Origin of the sequence: uncultured Sphingomonas sp. (genome assembly GCF_964243315.1) — a bacterium.
Taxonomy (GTDB): domain Bacteria; phylum Pseudomonadota; class Alphaproteobacteria; order Sphingomonadales; family Sphingomonadaceae; genus Sphingomonas.
Window position 1 is genome coordinate 56,230 of the sequence record NZ_CAXTEM010000005.1, and the last position, 20,375, is coordinate 76,604.

Annotated in this window: 14 protein-coding genes; 7 read left to right on the top strand and 7 right to left on the bottom strand. The window is 68.2% G+C overall.

The window, feature by feature from the left end; genetic code table 11:
* Nucleotides 1–32 precede the first annotated feature (32 nt).
* On the bottom strand, nt 33–1,031 hold the full coding sequence (locus tag ACFE77_RS02945) for an LLM class flavin-dependent oxidoreductase (RefSeq protein ID WP_375420134.1): 999 nt from the start codon (nt 1,029–1,031) through the stop codon (nt 33–35).
* 133 nt (nt 1,032–1,164) lie between these two features.
* The gene (locus tag ACFE77_RS02950) at nt 1,165–3,585 is read right to left on the bottom strand and encodes a S8 family serine peptidase (RefSeq protein ID WP_375420135.1); all 2,421 of its coding nucleotides are present in this window, start codon (nt 3,583–3,585) and stop codon (nt 1,165–1,167) included.
* 114 nt (nt 3,586–3,699) lie between these two features.
* On the opposite strand from ACFE77_RS02950, the gene ACFE77_RS02955 reads away from it, so the two are divergent.
* The 5 genes from ACFE77_RS02955 to ACFE77_RS02975 all read left to right on the top strand — a co-directional run bounded on the left by ACFE77_RS02955 (nt 3,700) and on the right by ACFE77_RS02975 (nt 8,974).
* Nucleotides 3,700–4,365 carry a pyrimidine 5'-nucleotidase gene (locus ACFE77_RS02955; protein WP_375420136.1) on the top strand — a complete coding sequence of 222 codons (666 nt, stop codon included), beginning with the start codon at nt 3,700–3,702 and terminating at the stop codon, nt 4,363–4,365.
* Nucleotides 4,362–5,180, top strand: coding sequence for a 2,3,4,5-tetrahydropyridine-2,6-dicarboxylate N-succinyltransferase (gene dapD, locus ACFE77_RS02960; protein WP_375420137.1), 819 nt, complete (start codon nt 4,362–4,364; stop codon nt 5,178–5,180). The genes ACFE77_RS02955 and dapD overlap by 4 nt, the downstream gene beginning before the upstream one ends.
* Nucleotides 5,181–5,238: 58 nt before the next feature.
* Complete coding sequence (gene glpX / locus ACFE77_RS02965; RefSeq protein ID WP_375420138.1) at nt 5,239–6,207, top strand: class II fructose-bisphosphatase; 969 nt, start codon at nt 5,239–5,241, stop codon at nt 6,205–6,207.
* The gene (locus ACFE77_RS02970; protein WP_375420139.1) at nt 6,207–6,971 is read left to right on the top strand and encodes a CPBP family intramembrane glutamic endopeptidase; all 765 of its coding nucleotides are present in this window, start codon (nt 6,207–6,209) and stop codon (nt 6,969–6,971) included. Before glpX ends, ACFE77_RS02970 begins: the two co-directional genes overlap by 1 nt.
* A 137-nt stretch (nt 6,972–7,108) precedes the next feature.
* Nucleotides 7,109–8,974, top strand: coding sequence for a CocE/NonD family hydrolase (locus ACFE77_RS02975; protein WP_375420140.1), 1,866 nt, complete (start codon nt 7,109–7,111; stop codon nt 8,972–8,974).
* A gap of 173 nt (nt 8,975–9,147) precedes the next feature.
* On the opposite strand, the gene ACFE77_RS02980 is transcribed toward ACFE77_RS02975, so the two are convergent.
* The 5 genes from ACFE77_RS02980 to ACFE77_RS03000 all read right to left on the bottom strand — a co-directional run bounded on the left by ACFE77_RS02980 (nt 9,148) and on the right by ACFE77_RS03000 (nt 16,175).
* Nucleotides 9,148–9,909: an ABC transporter permease gene (locus tag ACFE77_RS02980; RefSeq protein WP_375420141.1), complete on the bottom strand. Its 762-nt coding sequence runs from the start codon at nt 9,907–9,909 to the stop codon at nt 9,148–9,150.
* A gap of 76 nt (nt 9,910–9,985) precedes the next feature.
* Nucleotides 9,986–10,912, bottom strand: coding sequence for an ABC transporter ATP-binding protein (locus tag ACFE77_RS02985; RefSeq protein WP_375420142.1), 927 nt, complete (start codon nt 10,910–10,912; stop codon nt 9,986–9,988).
* Between the two features lie 52 nt (nt 10,913–10,964).
* Nucleotides 10,965–11,675 (bottom strand): DsbA family protein, encoded by a 711-nt coding sequence (locus ACFE77_RS02990; RefSeq protein ID WP_375420143.1) that lies wholly within the window; start codon nt 11,673–11,675, stop codon nt 10,965–10,967.
* A 31-nt stretch (nt 11,676–11,706) separates the two neighbouring features.
* Nucleotides 11,707–13,059, bottom strand: a complete 1,353-nt coding sequence (locus ACFE77_RS02995; protein WP_375420144.1) for a M48 family metalloprotease — start codon at nt 13,057–13,059, stop codon at nt 11,707–11,709.
* Between the two features lie 305 nt (nt 13,060–13,364).
* Nucleotides 13,365–16,175, bottom strand: coding sequence for an Rne/Rng family ribonuclease (locus ACFE77_RS03000; protein ID WP_375420145.1), 2,811 nt, complete (start codon nt 16,173–16,175; stop codon nt 13,365–13,367).
* A gap of 414 nt (nt 16,176–16,589) precedes the next feature.
* Here ACFE77_RS03000 and ACFE77_RS03005 point away from each other — a divergent pair, with 414 nt between their 5' ends.
* Nucleotides 16,590–17,552, top strand: coding sequence for an N-acetylmuramoyl-L-alanine amidase (locus tag ACFE77_RS03005; RefSeq protein ID WP_375420180.1), 963 nt, complete (start codon nt 16,590–16,592; stop codon nt 17,550–17,552).
* A gap of 267 nt (nt 17,553–17,819) precedes the next feature.
* Nucleotides 17,820–20,339 (top strand): penicillin-binding protein 1A, encoded by a 2,520-nt coding sequence (locus tag ACFE77_RS03010; RefSeq protein WP_375420146.1) that lies wholly within the window; start codon nt 17,820–17,822, stop codon nt 20,337–20,339.
* The last annotated feature ends 36 nt before the right edge of the window (nt 20,340–20,375 follow it).

Genomic DNA, 20,375 nt, shown 5'->3' on the forward strand with positions numbered 1-20,375 from the left:
GGGAGCACGAGACGGCCCAGGGAACGGGGAGGTCAGGCTGCCAGCTTGAGCTCGCCGACCGCGTTGGCGGCGATCGTCAGGCTGCGCTTGCGGGCTTCGTGGTCGAAGATCGAGCTGGTCAGCATGAGTTCGTCGACTCCCGTTCGCTCGATGAAGGCGGCGATGCCGCGTGCGATCGCGGCGGGGCCGCCCACCGCCGAGCATTGCAGGACGTGATCGAGGATCGCCTTGCCCTGCGGCGGCAGCGAGGCGCGATAGCCGGGGACCGGCGGCGGCAGCTGGCGCGGGTTGCCGGTGCGCAGCGCGACGAACGCCTGTTGCTGCGATGAGGCGAGCAATTCCGCCTCCTCATCGGTATCGGCACCGAACACGTTGAAGCCTGCCATCACGTGCGGACGGGCGAGACGTGCGGAGGGGCGGAAGTCGCGGCGATAGATGGCGATCGCCTGGTCGAGCGCATCGGGTGCGAAGTGCGAAGCGAACGCATAGGGCAGGCCGAGCGCGGCGGCGAGCTGCGCGCCGAAGGTGCTCGATCCGAGGATCCACATGTCGACGTTCGCGCCGGCGCCCGGCGTGGCGCTGATCCCGGTCTGACCGTCGTCGGCAAAATAGCTCTGCAATTCGAGCACGTCCTGCGGAAAGGCATTGGCGTCGGTCTCGAGCGTCCGGCGCATCGCGCGCGCGACGCGCTGGTCGGAGCCGGGCGCGCGGCCGAGGCCGAGATCGATGCGGCCGGGGAACAGCGCGTCGAGCGTGCCGAACTGTTCGGCGATTACCAGCGGGGCGTGGTTCGGCAGCATGATGCCGCCCGCGCCGACGCGGATGGTGCGGGTCGCTGCGGCGACATGCGCGATCACGATCGCGGTGGCGGCGCTGGCGATGCCGGTCATGCCGTGATGCTCCGCCGTCCAGTAGCGGGTGAAGCCGAGCCGCTCGGCATGCACGGCGAGATCCGCGGCGTTGGCGAGCGCACCCGCGACGGTGCCGCCTTCGACGACGGGGACGAGATCGAGGAGGGAATATGCGGTCATGGACGAGGAGATGGGGGTGCAGAGAGTGGGATGCAAATGGTTCGCTCCCGTGTTCCTGCTTAGGCAGGAATCCAGAGTTACGAGCGCTGATGCTTGTGGTCCTGGGCTGCTGCGTGCGCAGGAGCACGGCGAGCTAGAAGCCGCGCGCCCAGCGTAGCGCGAGGCCGTAATCGGCGGGCGCGGTGGCGATGTTGCCGGGGTTGCGGCGCCAGTAGAGGTTGGTGTGGAGCGCGCCGCCGATCAGGAAGGCGCTGTACCGCGCCTCGATGTCGAGTTCGCGGCCGGTGGGGGCGAGGTCCAACCGCTGGATCGTCCACGCGTTCACCAGTTCGGTGGCATAGTCGTAGCCGGTCGGCAGGCGGTAATCGACGCCGCCCGACGCCACCCGCAGCGGCTGCGCCACGCGCAGGCCGATGCTGTCGCCGCCGAACACGCCGTCCTTGCCGATGTCGGCGTCGAAGGCGCCGGTGCGGAGCAGGCCGGTGCCGCCGATCGCGCCGCTCAGTCGTGCCTGGCTCCAGCCGCGGCGCAACGAACCGCCGACCGACCAGCCATTGTCGAAGCGCATCCTCGCTGTCGCATCGACGAACCAGCTGACCGCGCGCGGCGCGCCGAGGCCGCCGTCGAACCGGGCGCCGAGCAGCGTGTCATGCTCATCAAGGCGGGTGGCGGTGACCAGCGCGGAGGCCCCGCCGAGGGTCTTGTCGAGAGCGAGGGTGAAGCGGTCGTAACCGAAACGGCGGTAGCTGCCGAGCGCGGCCAGCGTGGGATCGCGGCGGGCTAGCACGTTGCCGGTCTCCGCGGCGGCGGTGATGCCGACGCCCCAGAGCTGTTGACGGAGCGCGCTGGCGGATCCGGCGACGTTCTCGAACCCCATGCCGGCGATCCCGGCGAGCATGAAGGCGGGTTGCGTGAGGCCGCCGAGCTGGGCGGTGAGATTGGCGCTGCCTTGCGAGAAGGCGAAGCCGAAGGCGGTGTCCCGGGCGATGCGCTGCATCACCGTGCCCGCGATCGCGCGACCGGCGTCGGCGTCGGCGCGGGTCAGGGTGGAGCGCGACAGCACGACGTCGCCGTTTGCGCGCGGCGTGATCGTCATCGACACCGTCATGCCGGCATTGGCGACCGCGACGCTGCGCTGGCGAGACAGCAGCACGCCGCCGAGTGTCCGGCTCTGGGCGCCGGGGCGGATGGTGGTGCCGAGATCGATCGCGAAGGCGCGGTTGTAGCTGTCGAGGATAATCGTGCCGAGCGTGCCCCGCCCCGAATCGCCCATCGGCGCGGAGAGCGTGGCGTTGCTGGTCAGCGACACCGGCAAGGTCGATCCCGCGACGCTGGTCGCGCCGACCGGCTGGAACGCGGCGGTGAGATCGAGCACCCCCTGGCCGTAGACCGGATCGACGCCGGGCGCGCCTGCATCGCGCGCGGTGCGGTACAGCAGGTCGACGATCTGCGCGCCGGTGAGGTTTGGAAATGCCTGGGCGAGCAGCGCCACCGCAGCGGTGATCTGCGGCGTCGCGAACGACGTGCCCGACCAAAGATAGGGCGTGTTGGTCTCGTCGGGCGCGCGGACGCGCTCGCCGACCGCGGCCAGGAAGTGCGTCGCTGAATCGCCCGCCCGGTCGCTGAAGCTCGAAATTGCGTCGGCCCCCCTGGTGCGGGCGTCGTTGCTGCCGACCGATCCGGCGATGATGACGAGGTTGCGGGCTATGCTGGTCTGATTGGCGAAGGCGGTCGAGGCGGAGGGATTGGCGGTGCCGTCATTGCCGGCCGCGACGACGATGACGATGCCCGCGGCGGTCGCGCGGTTGACGGCGGCGAGCAGGGATGGCGAGGCGCCGTCATCGCCGCCGAGCGAGATGTTGACGACCTTAGCGCCACTGGTGCGCGCGATGTCGATACCGCGGGCAATATTGTCGTCGTTGAACGAACAGCCGCTCGCGTTGGTGGTTTCCGTCGCACAGGTGCCGGGCGAGTCGCCGCGCAGCACGATCAGCGTCGATTCATAGGCAATCCCGTGGGTGCCCGATCCGTTGCGGCGCCCGCCGATCGTGAAGGCGACCGCGGTGCCGTGCCCGCCTTCGTCGTCGATCGAGCTGTTGCCGGCGACACTCTGGGACGCCGACGAGATGCGGTTGCCGAATTCGGGGCTTTCGAGATCGATGCCGGTATCGATGACCGCAACGTTGATGCCGGCGCCGGTGGCGCCGCGCTGATAGGCGGCGAGCGCGTTCATCGACACCGCGCCGACGGTGGCGCGATATTCGGGCGTGTCGACCGAACCACTGGTGGGGGCGGGCGCAGGAGCCGGCGCGGGTGCGGGGGTCGGGGTGGGCGTGACCGGCGGCGTCTGGGTCGGTGCAGGCGTCGGTGCGGGTGTAGGCGCAGGCGTCGGCGCAGGTGTTGGCGCAGGGGTCGGCGCCGGAGCGGGCGCGGGTGTGGCGATCGGCGGCGCGGGGGTGCTGCCGACGCCAGCGCCACCGCCGCCGCACGCGGCAACGAGCGCGACGCCGAGCAGCGCAGTGGTGCGCAACAACCAGTATTTCGACGTCGTCATGTTCCCGCAGCCTCGATCGGAAGAACGATCCATTGCGACACTTTCGCTTTACGTCAGGCTAACGCCGCCGCGGAGGCGTTGCGATATCGAGGTACGAACCGTAGGACCCGCGCGATGCATCCGCGCCTCGCCCATGTCCGCACCTGGATATTCGATCTCGATAATACGCTCTATCCGGCGAGCGCGAACCTATTCGCGCAGATCGACGTCAAGATGACCGCGTTCATCGGCGAATTCCTCCGGGTCGATGCAGCGGAGGCACACCGCATCCAGAAGCAATATTTCCTTGGCCATGGCACTACGCTAGCCGGGCTGATGGCGGAACATGGCGTCGAGCCGCAGCGCTTCCTGGACTATGTTCATGATGTCGAGATGGACGTGCTCGAGCACGACGCGCCGCTGGTCGCGGCGATCGCGCGGCTGCCGGGGCGCAAGCTGGTCTTCACCAATGGCGACACGCCCTATGCGCTGAAGGTGCTCGAGCGGATCGGGCTGGGCGGCAGTTTCGAGGCGGTGCACGACATCCACGCGATGGGGCTGGTGCCGAAGCCGCATCCGTCGGCCTATGCCGGGCTGTGCGCGGCGTTCGACATCGACCCGACTACCGCGGTGTTCGTCGAGGATATGGCGCGCAACCTTGCGCCGGCGAAAGCGATCGGGATGACCACGGTGTGGGTCGACAACGGATCCGAACAGGCGAGCGACGCCGATCGCAGCTACATCGATTTCACCGTCCACGCGCTCGCGCCGTGGCTCGAGACCATCTTGGAGACAGCATGACCCAGCATTTGCAGGCGACGATCGACGCGGCTTGGGAAGATCGCGCGGCGATCGGTTTCGATACCGCCGGCGCGACCCGCGAGGTGGTGGAGCAGGCGCTGGCGCTGCTCGATGCCGGCGAGGCGCGCGTCGCGGAGCCCGACGGCGCGGGTGGCTGGCGGGTCAACCAGTGGCTGAAGAAGGCGGTGCTGTTGTCGTTCCGGCTGAACGACAACCAGCTGATCGATAACGCGCCCGGCGCTGGGCACTGGTTCGACAAGGTGCCGTCGAAATTCTCCGGCTGGTCCGAGGCGGAGTTCCGCGCCGCGGGCTTTCGCGCGGTGCCGGGCAGCGTCGTGCGGCGCGGCGCGTATGTCGCGCCAGGTGCGATCCTGATGCCGAGCTTCGTCAACATCGGCGCGCATGTCGGCGCGGGAACGATGGTCGACACCTGGGCGACGGTCGGATCGTGCGCGCAGATCGGCAAGAACGTGCACCTGTCGGGCGGCGCGGGGATCGGCGGAGTGCTCGAGCCGCTCCAGGCCGATCCGGTGATCATCGGCGACGGCGCCTTCATCGGCGCACGGTCGGAGGTCGCGGAGGGCGTCCGCGTCGGCGAGGGGGCGGTGCTGTCGATGGGCGTGTATCTCGGCGCGTCGACCAAGATCATCGACCGTGCGACCGGCGAGGTCTTCAAGGGCGAGGTGCCGCCTTATGCGGTGGTGGTGCCGGGATCGACCGGCGGCGATCTGGGGCTGTATTGCGCGGTGATCGTCAAGCGGGTCGACGCGCAGACCCGGTCCAAGACCAGCATCAACGAACTGCTGCGCGACTGATCGTCTCGACAGCGTCATCGCGGCTGCCTACCGAGACAACGACATAGAGGGGATTATCATGACCGCCACCGCCAGCCAGGTTCTCGACCGCGTCCTCGTGCTGGAGATGGTCCGCGTCACCGAGGCGGCGGCGATCGCGGCGTCGACGCTGGTCGGGCGCGGTGACGAAAAGGCGGCGGACGCTGCGGCGGTCGAGGCGATGCGCGAGGCGCTGAACTCCCTGTACATGGACGGCACCGTGGTGATCGGCGAGGGCGAGCGCGACGAGGCGCCGATGCTGTTCATCGGCGAGAAGGTCGGATCGGCGATCGGCTCCGGCCCCAAGATCGACATCGCGCTCGATCCGCTGGAGGGCACCACGATCTGCGCGACCGCGGGACCGAACTCGCTCGCGGTGCTAGCGATCGCGGAGGAGGGCGGGCTGCTCAACGCGCCCGACGTGTACATGGACAAGATCGCGGTCGGCCCGGGCTATCCCGACGGGATCATCGATCTGGACCGCACGCCTACCGAGAACGTCACCGCGGTCGCCGCGGCTAAGGGCGTCAGCCCGCGCGACATCATCGCCTGCGTGCTCGATCGGCCGCGGCACCAAGCGCTGATCGCGGAACTGCGCGCGCTCGGCTGCGGGATCATGCTGATCGGCGACGGCGACGTCGCGGGGGTGATCGCGACGACCAACCCCGACACCACGATCGACATCTATATGGGATCGGGTGGCGCGCCGGAGGGCGTGCTCGCCGCGGCGGCGCTGCGCTGCGTCGGCGGGCAGTTCAAGGGCCGGCTGCTGTTCCGCAACGACGACGAGCGCGCGCGCGCCGCGAAGTGGGGCGTGACCGACCTCGACAAGCAGTATGACCTCACCGAACTGGCGCGCGGCGACTGCATCTTCGCAGCGACCGGGGTCACCGACGGCTCGCTGCTCCAGGGCGTCAAGCGCAAGGCGAAGATCATGACCACCGAGAGCGTGGTGATGCGCGCCTCGTCTGGCACGGTGCGCTGGGTGAAGGGCGAACACCGCCTCTAATGCTGGCCGCGCTGCTGGCGGTCGCGGGACTCGCCATCGTCGCGTGGTTCGTGCGCGGCGGGCGAGGCGGCATGCGCGCGCTGGCGACGCTCGACCGCGGGCAGGCGCGGCGGCGCTATCGGCGGACGATCGCGCGGGGCGTTGTGGCGTTCGGGGCGTCGTCGATCGTGGGACTGGCGCTGATCGGGAGGCTGGGAGCGCTCTTGCGCGTGCCGGTGGAACTGGTGCCGCTCAGGGCACCGCTGCTCGCGGTCGCAGAGCCAGCCAGCTATGTCGATGCTGCGGCGATCGGGATCGCGGCGGGCGAGATCGTGCTGATGGCGTTGCTGCTGGTGCAGCGGGCGCGGGGCAAGGGGGCGGGGATGCCGATCGGCGGGGCCGGGCTGATGCCGCGCGATGTCGGCGAGCTGCGATGGGCTGCGTTGTTGGCGGTCACGTCCGGGGTGGTAGAGGAGCTGTTCTTCCGGTTGTTCCTGCCGTTGGTGATGGCGATGGTCATCGGGTACGCGGTGGTGGGGCTGGGCGTGGCGGCGGCGGCGTTCGCAGCGGTACATCGGTATCAGGGCTGGCGCGGGATGGCGGCGACGGGGGCGGTCGGGCTCGTGCTCGCGGCGGTCTATCTCGGGAGCGGGTGTTTGTGGCTCGCGGTGGCGGTGCACGTGGCGATCAACCTGAACGCGCTGGTGGTGCGGCCGGTGGTCGGGGGCGCCGTATCCTTTCACCACCCCGGCGAAGGCCGGCGCCCAGTCGGGGGACCGCAGTAACTGCGCGCATTCCTCCGTTACCTCGACCTGCGTAACTGGGCCCCGGCCTTCGCCGGGGTGGTGCTTGGCGGGTGCGTTTCGTGCCTACTCATCCGAAGCGAACGGCGTTAGCTTCTCCCAAATCGGGGAGTGCGTGCATGCGATGGAAGCGTCTTCATTGGTTGGCCGGGGTTGCGCTGGCCGCCAGCACCGTAGCGGCGGCCAACGCGCAGACCCCGCCCAGCACGGAGGCGGCGTCGCCGTTCACCTTCGAGGAGGTGATGGTGCCGATGCGTGACGGCGCGAAGATGCAGACGGTGATCATGCGGCCGCGCGGGAACGGCGCCAAGCTGCCGATCCTGCTCCAGCGCACGCCCTATGGGGTGCCGGACGCGGCGCTGCCCGCCAGCTTCGCAGTGCGGTACAAGTCGATGGTCGACGATGGCTATATCCTCGTCTTCCAATCGATGCGCGGCCGGTTCAAGTCGGACGGGGTGTTCACGCTGTCGACCGCGGTCCACCCGAACGATCCTAAGGCGATCGACGAGGCGACCGACGCGTACGACACGGTCGATTGGCTGGTGAAGAACGTCGCGGCCAATAACGGCAAGGTCGGGATGTGGGGCGTGTCCTATCCCGGGTTCGCAGCGGCGATCGCGCTGGCGAAGCCGCACCCGGCGTTGAAGGCGGTGAGCCCGCAGGCGGCGTGGATCGATTACTGGCAGTCGGACGATCTCCACCGCAACGGCGCGCTGCGGCTGTCCTATGCGACCGACTGGGTGTCGTCGCTCCAGCTCGACAAGATGGAGAACAAGGCTTTCGTCTATCCGACGGTCGACACCTACGACTTCTTCCTGGCGCAGGGATCGGCCGAGGCGATCGATCGCAATTACTTCAAGGGCGCGGTGCCGATGTTCACCGGGTTGCTCGATCACCCGGATCACGATGCGTTCTACACCGCGCAGCGCTGGTCCGACAGCCTCGGCAAGACGGTGGTGCCGACGCTGAACGTCGCGGGATTTTGGGATCAGGAGGATCCGTGGGGATCGTGGCAGATCTATGCGCGGCAGAAGCGCAACGATCCGAATGGATTGGCGCAGATCGTCGCGGGCCCGTGGAACCATGGCGGCTGGCAGGGCAAGGGCGACAAGCTCGGCCGGATTTCGCTGGGGCAGCCGAGCGGCGACCAGTTCAAGGACGAGATCCAGGCGCCGTTCTTCCGCTATTGGCTGCACGGCAAGGGCGCGCGGCCTGATTTCGGGGCGAAGATGTTCCAGTCGGGGTCGAACGTCTGGAAGACCTACAAGGCGTGGCCGCCCGCGGGTGCGCGCGCGACCGACCTGTTCCTCCACGCCGACGGGACGCTTTCGTTCACCGCGCCGGCGGCAGGGGAGGCGTGCCGCAGCTATGTGTCCGATCCCGCCAACCCGGTGCCGTTCCGCGTGCGGCCGATCTCGCCGACCTACCCCGCGCCCGAATGGCGGAACTGGGAATCGGACGACCAGCGCTTCGTCGATCATCGGCCCGACGTGCTCGGCTATGTGTCGGCGCCGCTGACCGAGGATTTGACGGTGACCGGCGCGATCGCGGCGACGCTGATGGCATCGACCAGCGGGACCGACAGCGACTTCGTGGTCAAGCTGATCGACGTGCTGCCCGACGATACCCAGCCCTATGATCCGGCATCGGCGAAGCTCGGCGACTATACGACGCAGCTCAACGGCTATCAGCTGCCGATCGCGATGGAGGTGCGGCGCGGGCGCTATCTGGCGAGCGACACCACGCCGAGCGCGCTGGTGCCGGGGAAGGTGGTGGCGTGGGACATCGGGCTGCGCGACCACGATCACGTGTTCCGCAAGGGGCACCGGGTGATGGTGCAGGTGCAGTCGACCTGGTTTCCGATGATCGACCGCAATCCGCAGACTTTCGTGCCGAATATCGGGCGGGCGAAGCCGCGGGATTATGTCGCGGCGACGCAGAAGGTTTGCGCGGGGTCGCGGGTGACGCTGCCGGTGACGCGGTAGCTTTACGGTAACCGAATACGTCGGCACTGCTCGCCACCCCGGCACTTCTCACCACCCCGGCGAAGGCCGGGGCTCAGTCGGGAGACGCCATTTGGCAGATGCCGCGCGAAGTCACATCGGCCTTCCCGACTGGGCCCCGGCCTTCGCCGGGGTGGTTGGATGAGAGGTGCGCGTCAGTTCTTCAGGCGCCAGCCGGAGCGGAAGATCCAGGCGATTGCGACCAGGCACAAGGCCAGGAACAGCCCGGTCACCGCGAGGCTGATACCGACCGCGACGTCGCCGGTGCCGAAGAAGCTCCAGCGGAAGCCGCTGACCAGATAGACCACCGGATTGAACAGGCTGACCGTACGCCATGGCTGGGGCAGCATGTCGATCGAGTAGAATGCGCCGCCGAGGAAGGTCAGCGGCGTGATCAGCAGCGCGGGGACGAAGGAGAGCTGTTCGAAGCCTTTCGCCCAGATGCCGATGATGAAGCCGAACAGGCTGAACGCGACCGACGTCAGGATCAGGAACGCGATCATCGCGAGCGGGTGTTCGATCCGCAACGGCACGAAGAAGGCGGCGGTGGCGAGGATGATCAGCCCCAGGATCACCGACTTGGTCGTCGCCGCGCCGACATAGCCGATCACCATCTCCATCGCCGATACGGGCGCGGACAGCAGCTCGTAGATCGTGCCGGTGAATTTGGGAAAGTAGATCCCGATCGAGGCGTTCGAGATGCTCTGCGTCAGCAGCGAAAGCATGATCAGCCCGGGAACGATGAAGCTGCCGTAACCGACGCCACCGACCTCCTGCATCCGGCTGCCGATCGCGCCGCCGAAGACGATGAAGTAGAGCGACGTGGTGAGCACGGGGGTGACCAGGCTCTGCCACAAGGTGCGCAGCGCGCGCGCCATTTCGAAGCGGTAGATCGCCCAGATGCCGTGGTAGTTCATGCGGGGGTTCCTGGGACTGAATGGCGCGGCGGGTTTCTCGGCTTCGCTCGAAACGAACGGATGCAGGGCAGCCCCGTCACCGGTGGCCGACCAGGTCGACGAAGATGTCTTCGAGGCTCGACTTGGACGTTTCGAGGTCCTTGAAGGCGATGCCGCGTTCGGCGAGGCGGGTCAGGAGCGAGGGGATGCCGGTGCGTTCTTCGGTGGCGTCGAAGATGTAGCGCAGGGTGCTGCCGTCGTTTTCGAGCGTGAGGTGCCATTGGTCGAGATCGGCCGGCACCGCGGAGAGCGGATCGACCAGCGCGAGGTCGAGGGTGCGCTTGCCGAGCTTCTTCATCAGCGCGGCCTTTTCCTCGACCAGCAACAGCTTGCCCTTGTCGATCACGCCGACGCGATCGGCCATCTCCTCGGCCTCCTCGATATAGTGGGTGGTGAGGATGATCGTGGTGCCCTTGGCGCGCAGGCGGTGGACGAGCTTCCACATGTCGCGGCGCAGCGCCACGTCGACTCCGGCGGTGGGTTCGTCCAGAAAAAGGATGTCGGGTTCGTGGCTCAGCGCCTTCGCGATCAGAACGCGGCGTTTCATGCCGCCCGACAATTCCATGATCTTGGCGTTGCGCTTGTCCCAGAGCGACAGGTCGCGCAGCACCTCCTCGATATAGGCGCTGTGGCCCGATCGCCCGAACAGCCGGCGGCTGAAGGTGACGGTGGCGAGCACGGTTTCGAACATGTCGACCGACAATTCCTGCGGCACCAGCCCGATCATCCGGCGTGCCGCCTTCGGATCGGCGACGACGTCGTGGCCCCCGACGGTAACGGTTCCCGAACTCGGCGTGACGATGCCGCAGATGATGCTGATCAGCGTCGTCTTGCCCGCGCCGTTGGGGCCGAGCAGCGCGAAGATCTCGCCCTTGGCGATCGACAGATCGACCGGCGACAGCGCGGTGGTGCCGCCGGCGTAGGTCTTGGACACGCCGGAGACGGTGAGGATGCTTGCGGTCATGATGCCCCTTTGGCGCCCAAATAGGGTCGCGCCCAGGGCAAGGGAAGGGGCGCTATCTGCCCCGTGCGGCGGCGACCGCGCGTTCGAGTTCCTCGACCGGCAGCGCGCCGGACAGGACGCGATCGCCGATCACCCAGCTGGGCGTGCCGGTCATGCCGAGCTTCGACGCGGTTTCGAGGTTGCGCGCGATCTCGGTGTCGATCGCGGCAGCGTCGGGCGCGGGGGCGACCCCGGCGCGGGCGCCGGCGGCGGCGATCGTTGCGGCGCTGACCGGGCCGGCGGCGTAGAGCGCGTCGTGGAACGCCTGGAACTTGCCCTGCTGCGCGGCGGCGAGGCTGGCGCGCGCGGCGTCTCGGCTGGTTTCGGTGAGGATCGGCATGTCGCGATAGACGATGCGAATGCCGCGATCGCGCGCGAGCAGGTCGGCGATCATCGGCAGGCTCGCGCGGCAGTAGCCGCAATTATAATCGAAATATTCGACGACGGTGACGTCGCCCTTGGGATTGCCGCTCCACGCGCTGCCGAACGGCGTGGTGATCGCGGCGCGGTTGGCGGCGACGAGCTTGCCCGATTCACGATCCTGGAGGCGCTGCATCGCCTGCGGGATGATCTCCGGATTGGCGAGGACATAGTCGTGCACCACGCGTTCGATCCGCGCCTGATCCCGCCCGCTGGGGGAGGCGAGGCGATCGTAGCTCCAGATCGCGCCGCCGCCGATCGCCGCGCCGAGCGCCGCTACGAGCGGCATCATCCAGCGCCTCATCGGCGCTGGGTCCTTGACGCAATCAGGGGCCTCATCGGCGCTTATACTTCTTGGGATTGTCTTCCATGTCGTTCTGCGCGGCCATCGCGATATCCTGCGCTCGGATCCAGTCGGTGGTGTTGGGCGGGATGTTGGCGAGGGCGTAGGAGGCGGATTGCGCGGCGGTGCGGTGATCGCCGTTCATGCTCGCCTGTTCCGCGGTGGCGAGCGCGGCGCGGGCGGTGTCGCCGGTCAGTTCGTAGACGGTGCCGAGCTGATACCAGGCGAACGGATTGTCGTCGTCGCGCTTGACCGCGACGCGCAGCACCTTCACCGCCTCGGCGTAATTGGCCTTGTCCTCGGTCGCGATCAGCGCGTGGCCGAAGGTGGTCGCGATCAGCGGGTTGTTGCCGGTGCCCGCGGTGGCGGCGCGTAACGGGACGAGCGCGTCGCGGGGACGGCCGGCCTCGAGCAGGATCTGGCCCTGGATCTCCTGGAAATAGGGGTCGTCTGGCTTGATCGCGATCAGCGCCGCAGCCTCTGCATCGGCTTTGTCGGGGTAGCCCGCCTTGTGATAGGCATAGGCGCGGGCGTAATGCGCATAGACCGTATTGTTGCTGGCCGGGTAGGTGGCGAGGGTGCGATCGGGCGCCGCGACATAGCCCAGGAGCTTGGCCTTTACGCGCTTGAAGCGTTCCTCCAGCGCGGCGTCGGGCTTGGCATTCCATGCGGGCGCGGTCTGGAGGTCGTTGGTGAGGTTCGCAATGCGCTCGCCCGACAGCGGATGGCTCTGCATGAACGGGTCGATGTTGGCGAGACCGTAGCCATATTCCTGCTGCTGGAGCTTCTTGAAGAAGTCGATCATGCCCTTGCCGCTGACCCCGGCGGTGTTGAGGTAGCGCGCACCCGCGGCGTCGGCGCTGGCCTCCTGCGTGCGGGTGAAGGACAGATATTTGCCGAGGCCCGCCTGCTGCCCCGCAGCCATGATCCCCGCGCCCGCGGCGCCGCTGCCCGCGGCGATCGCGGCGACGCCGAGCACCATCGACAACAGGGTGATGCCCATCGCGGGCTTGGCGCCGGCATCGGCGAGCGCGACATGGCCGTCGGCGATGTGGCCGATCTCGTGCGCGATCACGCCCTGAACCTGGTTGGCGTTGTCGGCGGCCTGGATCAGGCCCGAATGGATATAGACGGTCTGCCCGCCGACGACGAAGGCGTTGATCGAATCGTCGTTGATCAGCACGACCTGAACGTCGCGGGTCGACAGCCCGGACGCCTTGATGATCGACGCCGACATGTCCTTGAACATCGCCTCGGTCTCGGCATCGCGCAGGATAGACTGGGCGGCGGCGGGCTGGGCGAAGAGCAGGATCGAGGCGGCGAAGGCGGCGACTATACGCTTCATGGCGCCGCTTATCCTCGATTTCGGGCGGCGGGACAATCGCTTGTGCGTGTGGGGTGAGCGTGGGTGAGCGAGGGGGCACCGCAACGGCGCCAGGCAGATCTCGCCTCTTCTGCGGTCGCCGTTACGCGACCGGTTCGTGCTCCCGCGAAGGCGGGAGCCCAGTACTGGGTCCCCGCCTTCGCGGGGACACAATACGGGGGACGGTACAAATACCGATCGAGTCCGGGGTGACGGGTGGTTGGTTTGGTATCGACACCGGCAGAACGGGGGATCGATGATCGCCCCGTTCTGCCGATCGTTTCGGGTCAGGCGCCGAAAGTGCGCTGCCACCAGCCGCGGCGGGGCGGGCCGCCTTCCGACTCGGCTGCGTCGTCGTCGCCGGCCGTGTCGTTGGCGGGGGCGGCGGCTTCGGGTGCGGGCGAGACCGGGGAGCCGGCAACGTCCGCGGCGTCGGCCTCGGGGGTCGAGCCGGGTGCGTCGGTGCCGGCGGCGGGACGCTTGCGCGCCGGGCGGCGCTTGGGCTTCTCGGCCGGTTCGGCAGCGGCTTCGGGCTCGGGTGCCTCGGCGGGCGCGGCCTCGGCCGCGGGTGCCGCCTTGCGTCGCGAACGCCGTGGCTTCGGCGCGGCTTCCTCAGCGGGTGCTTCGGTCACCACCTCCGCAGCAGGGGCCTCGGCAGCGGGAGCCTCGACCGGAGCCTCGACAGCAGCGTCGCCGGTCGGAGCCTTGGCGCGAGCGCGCGGGCGGCGACGGGTTTTCGGCGCGTCTGCTGCGGGAGCCTCCTCGACCGCCGTTTCCGGCTCAGCCTCGGGCTGGGCAACGACATCGGCGGCGGGCTCGACATCGGCGACCGGCTCGATCTCGCGTGCCTCGGCGACGGGGTCGGCGGCTGCCTCGTTCTGGCCACCGCGACCGCCACGGCCGCCGCGACGACCGCGACGTCCACGCCGACGACGACCTTCGCCATCCTCGCCGACCGGCTGTTCGCCGACGAATTCGGGTGCGGCATCGGCATCGACGTCCGAAGCGGTATCCGCGTCGAGGTCGCCGGGGACTTCGCCTTCGTATTCGGCATCGCCCTCATACTCGGCATCGGCGGCAAGCGGTGCGCCGCCCTGTTCGCCGGCCTCGCCATTACCCTCGCCGGCCTCGTCGCGACGGCCGCGACCACGACCACGACGGCGGCGACGGCGCTTGCCACGGCCCTCGCCCTCGTCGGCGCTGCGTTCCTCGCGCGCAGCGCGGGGGGCGCGAGGCTGCTCGATCTCGTCTTCGGCGATCTCCTCCTCTTCCTCCTCGGCGTCGATCTCCTCGACGTAATCGTCCTCTTCTTCCTCGACGAGGAGCTCGAACTTCGGTGCGTGCGCGGGCGGTGGGCCCGCGGCCTCGACCGACATGCGGGCGCCTTCCTCGTCGTTGCCGGCGAGGATCTCGACATGGACGCCGTAGCGATCCTCGATCTCGGCGATGTCGGCGCGCTTCTGGTTGAGCACGTAGAAGGCGGCTTCCTGGCTGGCGCGGAGCGTCAGGATCGAGCCGCGGCCGCGCGCGGCCTCGTCCTCGATCAGGCGCAGCGCGCTGAGGCCCGCGGACGACGCGGTACGGACGAGCCCGGTGCCCTCGCAATGCGGGCAGGCGCGGGTCGACGCCTCAAGCACGCCGGTGCGCAGGCGCTGGCGGCTCATTTCCATCAGGCCGAACGACGAGATGCGGCCGACCTGGATGCGGGCGCGATCGTTCTTGAGCGCGTCCTTCATGGCCTTCTCGACCTTGCGGACGTTCGAGCCGTTATCCATGTCGATGAAGTCGATCACGACCAGCCCGGCCATGTCGCGCAGCCGCAGCTGGCGCGCGATTTCCTGGGCGGCTTCGAGATTGGTCGCGGTCGCGGTCTGCTCGATATTATGCTCGCGCGTTGAGCGGCCGGAGTTGATGTCGATCGACACCAGCGCCTCGGTCGGATTGATGACCAGATAGCCACCAGACTTCAGCTGCACGACCGGATGGTACATCGCGGCGAGCTGATCCTCGACGCCGGCGCGCTGGTAGAGCGGCACCGCATCAGCATATTGCTTCACGCGGCGCGCGTGGCTCGGCATCAGGAGCTTCATGAACTCCTTGGCCTGGCGGTAGCCGTCGTCACCCTCGACGATCACCTCGTCGATGTCCTTGTTGTAGATGTCGCGGATCGCGCGCTTGATCAGGTCGCTGTCGCCATAGACGAGCGCCGGCGCGGACGAGCCGAGCGTGGTCTCGCGAATGCCGTCCCACAGCCGGGCGAGGTAATCGAAGTCGCGCTTGATCTCGACCTTGGTGCGCTGAAGGCCCGCGGTGCGGACGATACAGCCCATCGAGGGCGGCAGCTTCATGTCCGCCATGATCGACTTCAGCCGCTTGCGGTCGCCCGCATTGCTGATCTTGCGGCTAATCCCGCCGCCATGCGACGTGTTGGGCATCAGCACGCAGTAGCGGCCGGCGAGCGACAGATAGGTCGTCAGCGCCGCGCCCTTGTTGCCGCGCTCTTCCTTCACGACCTGGACGAGCAGCACCTGACGGCGGTGGATCACGTCCTGGATCTTGTACCGGCGGCGCAGGTTCATGCGGCGCTGACGGAGCGCCTCGACCTGATCCTCGTTGGCGCTGCGGCCGCGCTTGGGCGCGCGCGGTGCGGCGCCCTCGACGTCGCCGTCGATGTCGTCATCATGATCGTCGTCATCGAGATCGTCGCCCGACGAGGTACCTTCGTCGTCGCCGCGTTCGACCTCTTCGATGCCGTCGTCGAGATCGTCGTCGTCGTCATGCTCGGCGCGCAGCGCAGCCTCTTCGGCGGCGTGCTCGGCCTCTTCGCGCAACAACGCGTCGCGATCCTCTTTGGGAATCTGATAGTAATCGGGATGAATCTCGCTGAAGGCGAGGAAGCCGTGGCGGTTGCCGCCGTAATCGATGAACGCCGCCTGGAGCGACGGTTCGACCCGCGTGACCTTGGCTAGATAGATATTGCCCTTGAGCTGCTTGCGCTCGGCGGATTCGAAATCAAATTCCTCGATCCGGTTTCCCTTGACCACGGCCACCCGGGTCTCTTCCCGGTGGCGTGCGTCGATCAGCATACGCGTCGTCATTGAATGGTCTCCACGCGCGCCCCGTGACTACGGTCGGCGCGCGACGATGTGCGCGCCATTGCGGCGCGCGGATGGGTGCGCGCCGTTGCGGCGCGCGGATGGAAGGCGAAGATGCGTCTGTTCGCGATGCACGCCGGGGGGCAGGGCCCTGCGGCGCCGGCACGCTCGCGCATCCGCCGGCGAAAGCCGGGCGGGTACGGGCGTGGGGCAAATGCATCATTGCGAACGTCAACCTGTTGAGGCCGTCCCCAGAGAGGGGCGGGGACCGGTACGTCGCGTTCAAAAAACGGCACGACGCACGGGTACGTAACGAGTGGTAGCATCGCGCCGTTCGCACCGCAACTGGCGCACATGCGCGGTACCACCACCCTCCGTCGCCCCTAGAGAAAGGATGTAAACGACTCGTTAACTACGATCTGCTACGCTGCGGTCAGCGGCGACACGAGACGATCGGCGAGAGGGATTTCGATGACCATTAACTGGACCCGGGTCGTGCCGGGATGGGCCGTGGTCGCCCTTGCCGTCGGGGCGATGCCTGCTCGCGCCGAGACCCCGATGCCGGGTGTCGCGGGCGCGGAGGATCGGGTCCGCGATGCGCTGTCGGGCAAGCCCAAATACAAGGTGTCGCGATTGGTGCCGCCGCGCGCCAAAACCGCCGGGCTGCCCAAGGTTTCGGGCGAGGACGATCGCCCGCTGGTGGTGATCGACGCCGGGCATGGCGGGGTGGATCCCGGCGCGATCAACCCGCTCACCGGGCTGCGGGAGAAGGACGTCACGTTGCGGATCGCGCGCGCGATGCGGGACGAACTGCTCGCGAGCGGACGGGTGCGGGTGGCGCTGACGCGGGACAAGGATCGTTATCTGATCCTGCGCGAACGTTATGGCGTCGCGCGGCGGCTGAAGGCGGACCTGTTCATTTCGGTGCACTGCGACAGCGTCGGCAGCGGCGATGCGTCGGGCGCGTCGGTCTATACGCTGTCGGAGGTCGCATCGGACAAGGAAGCCGCGCGGCTGGCGGCGCGCGAGAACAAGGCCGACGTGATCGCGGGCGTCAACCTGGGCGATGCCGGGGCAGACGTGTCGTCGATCCTGATCGACTTGGCGCAGCGCGAGACGATGAACGCATCGGCGGGCTTCGCGCGCCTGCTGGCACGGGAGGCCAAGCCGCTGATTCCGACCAAGGCGAAGTTCCACCGGATGGCGTCGCTGATGGTGCTAAAGGCGCCGGACATGCCGTCGATCCTGTTCGAGACGGGGTATATCTCCAATCCTGTCGATGCGGCGTTCATCGACAGCCCGGAGGGGCGGAAGCGGATTTCGGAGAGCGTGCGGCGGGCGGTGGAGGTGTATTTCGCGCGGCGGATGGTGGCTCGGTAGGGGCATCGGTGCCCCGTTCGTTGTTGATGCCGAGAAAGCATGCAGGTAGCTGTTCCCCGGCGAAGGCCGGGGCCCAGGTGGGAGCCCTTTGAATCGGCGGCTGACCCTTTCACCGCTCGACCTTCGCACCTGGGCCCCGGCCTTCGCCGGGGAACCGTACAGGTCGTGGGAATAGTCGCGGTGATCGGATTTTGAGACCTGCCCGACCCCCCGCAACGACCCGCTGGCGCGCGGTGTTCGATCTGCTAAACGGTGCCCGACAAGTATATGGCGTCCGATCCTCCCAGCTCCACCCGCTTCAGGCTGTCCCGCGATGCGGGGGGCGTGCGTGACGTGGCCGTGCGACTATGGGCGCGGTGGTGGGTGAAGGTGCTCGCGGTGGCGGCGCTGGTCGCGGCGATCGCGTTCGCGTTGTTGTGGCTGTTGATCGTCCGCGACCTGCCGTCGGTGGACAAGCTGCGCGCGTACGAACCGCCGCTCCCGACCAACGTCCGCGGGATCGACGGCACGCCGATCCAGTCCTACGCCCGCGAGCGGCGGGTCGAGCTGTCCTATGCCGAATACCCGCCGCTGCTGGTGAAGGCGTTCCTGGCGGCGGAGGACAAGACCTTCTTCGAGCATCACGGTGTCGACTACCCGGGGCTCGCGGGCGCGGTGATCGATTATGCCGCCAAGATCGGCAGCGGCCGGCGTGCCAAGGGCGGGTCGACGATCACGCAGCAGGTCGCCAAGAACCTGCTGATCGGCAGCGAATATTCGCCGACGCGCAAGCTGAAGGAAGCGATCCTCGCCTACAGGATCGAGGATACGCTGACCAAGCCGCAGATCCTGGAGCTGTACCTCAACCAGATCGCGCTCGGCCGCAACGCCTTCGGGGTCGAGGCGGCGAGCCATGCCTATTTCGACAAGGAACTGACCGAACTGACGCTGGAGCAGCTCGCCTATCTCGCGATCCTGCCCAAGGGGCCGTCGAACTACGATCCGGTGCGGCATCCCGAGCGCGCGTTGCAGCGGCGCAACTACGTGCTGTCCGAAATGCTGCGCAACGGCTTCATCACCCCGGCGCAACGTAGCGCGGCGGTCGCAGAGCCGCTCGGCACGGTGCTGCGGCGGACGCCCAAGTACGAGTCGGTCGGCGGCTATTTCGTCGAGGAGGTGCGCCGGCAGCTGATCCGCAAGTTCGGCGAGACCGCGCGCGACGGGCCCTCGAGCGTTTACGAGGGCGGGCTGTGGGTGCGGACCTCGCTCGACCGTCGTTTGCAGGATCTGGCGGCGCTGGCGCTGCGCAACGGTTTGCTGCGCTACGATCGCGGGCGGGGCTGGTCGGGGCCGATCCGACACGTCGAGATCGATGGCGAAAGGTGGCAGCAAGCGCTGCTCAACACCAACATCGCGCTCGACTATGCGGACTGGCGCGCGGCGATCGCGATCGCGCGCGACGGTGCTGCGTGGACGATCGGGTTCGCGACCGGGCAGACCGCGACGCTGCCGCGCGACGCCGCGCAGATGCCGGTGCGCGGCAAGGGCGGCACCGCATTCGCGGCAATCGAGCCGGGCGACATCATCGCGGTGGCACCGTCGGGCGGCGACTTCGCGTTGCGGTCGGTGCCGCGGATCTCGGGCGGGTTCGTGGTGGAAGAGCCCGCGACCGGGCGGGTGCTGGCGATGCAGGGCGGCTTCGACAGCCGCATCGCGTCGTTCAACCGCGCCACCCAGGCGCAGCGCCAGCCGGGATCGACGATCAAGCCGATCGTCTATTCAGCGGCGCTGGAGAACGGGATGACCCCAGCGTCGATCATCGTCGACGGGCCGTTCTGCGTCTATCAGGGCGCGCGGCTGGGGCAGAAATGCTTCCGCAACTTCGCCAACATGCGCGCGGCGGGGCCGCACACGATGCGCTGGGGGATCGAACAATCGCGCAACCTGATGACGGTGCGCGCTGCGGCGCAGACCGGCATGCCGCGGGTGGTCGACACGATGAAGCGGATGGGCGTCGGCACCTATCCGCCCTATCTCGCCTTCGCGCTGGGCGCGGGTGAGACCACGGTCAGCAAGATGGTCAACGCCTATGCGACGCTCGCCAACCAGGGGCGCGCGCACGATCCGTCGCTGATCGACTTCGTTCAGGACCGCCACGGCAAGGTGATCTGGCCCGAGAACTGGCGCAGCTGCGACGGCTGCAACGCGCGCGACTGGAACGGGCAGGCGATGCCGCGCCCGCCGGTGCGCGGCAAGCAGGTGATCGACGCGCAGACCGCGTTCCAGATGGTCCACATCACCGAAGGCGTGATCCAGCGCGGCACCGCGACCGTTCTGCGCGATCTCGACCGGCCGATGTTCGGCAAGACCGGGACGACCTCGGGACCGACCGACGTGTGGTTCATCGGGGGCACGCCGCAGTTCATCGGCGGGCTGTATGTCGGCTATGATTCGCCGACCAATCTTGGCGGCTATGCGCAGGGCGGCACGTTCGCGGCGCCGATCTTCAAGGAATTTGCGCTAAAGGCGTATGAGGGGCTGGAGAAGATCCCGTTCCGTGCGCCGCCGGGCATCCGCATGGTACGGATCGATCGCGGCAGCGGGCGTCCGGTGTACGGCGCCTGGCCGACCGGGGGCGATCCGAAGGCGGGCGTGATCTGGGAAGCGTTCAAGCCCGAGAGCGAACCGCGGCGGCGATCGCGCCGGTCGGATCCGGCGCCGACCGCGACACCGACTGCCGCCGCAGCGCGCAAGGCGGAAGCACCGCGCGACAGCGAGTTCTTGCAACAACAAGGCGGAATCTACTAGCCGCGTTCCTATATCGCCGGCTTTTGTCCGGACCCT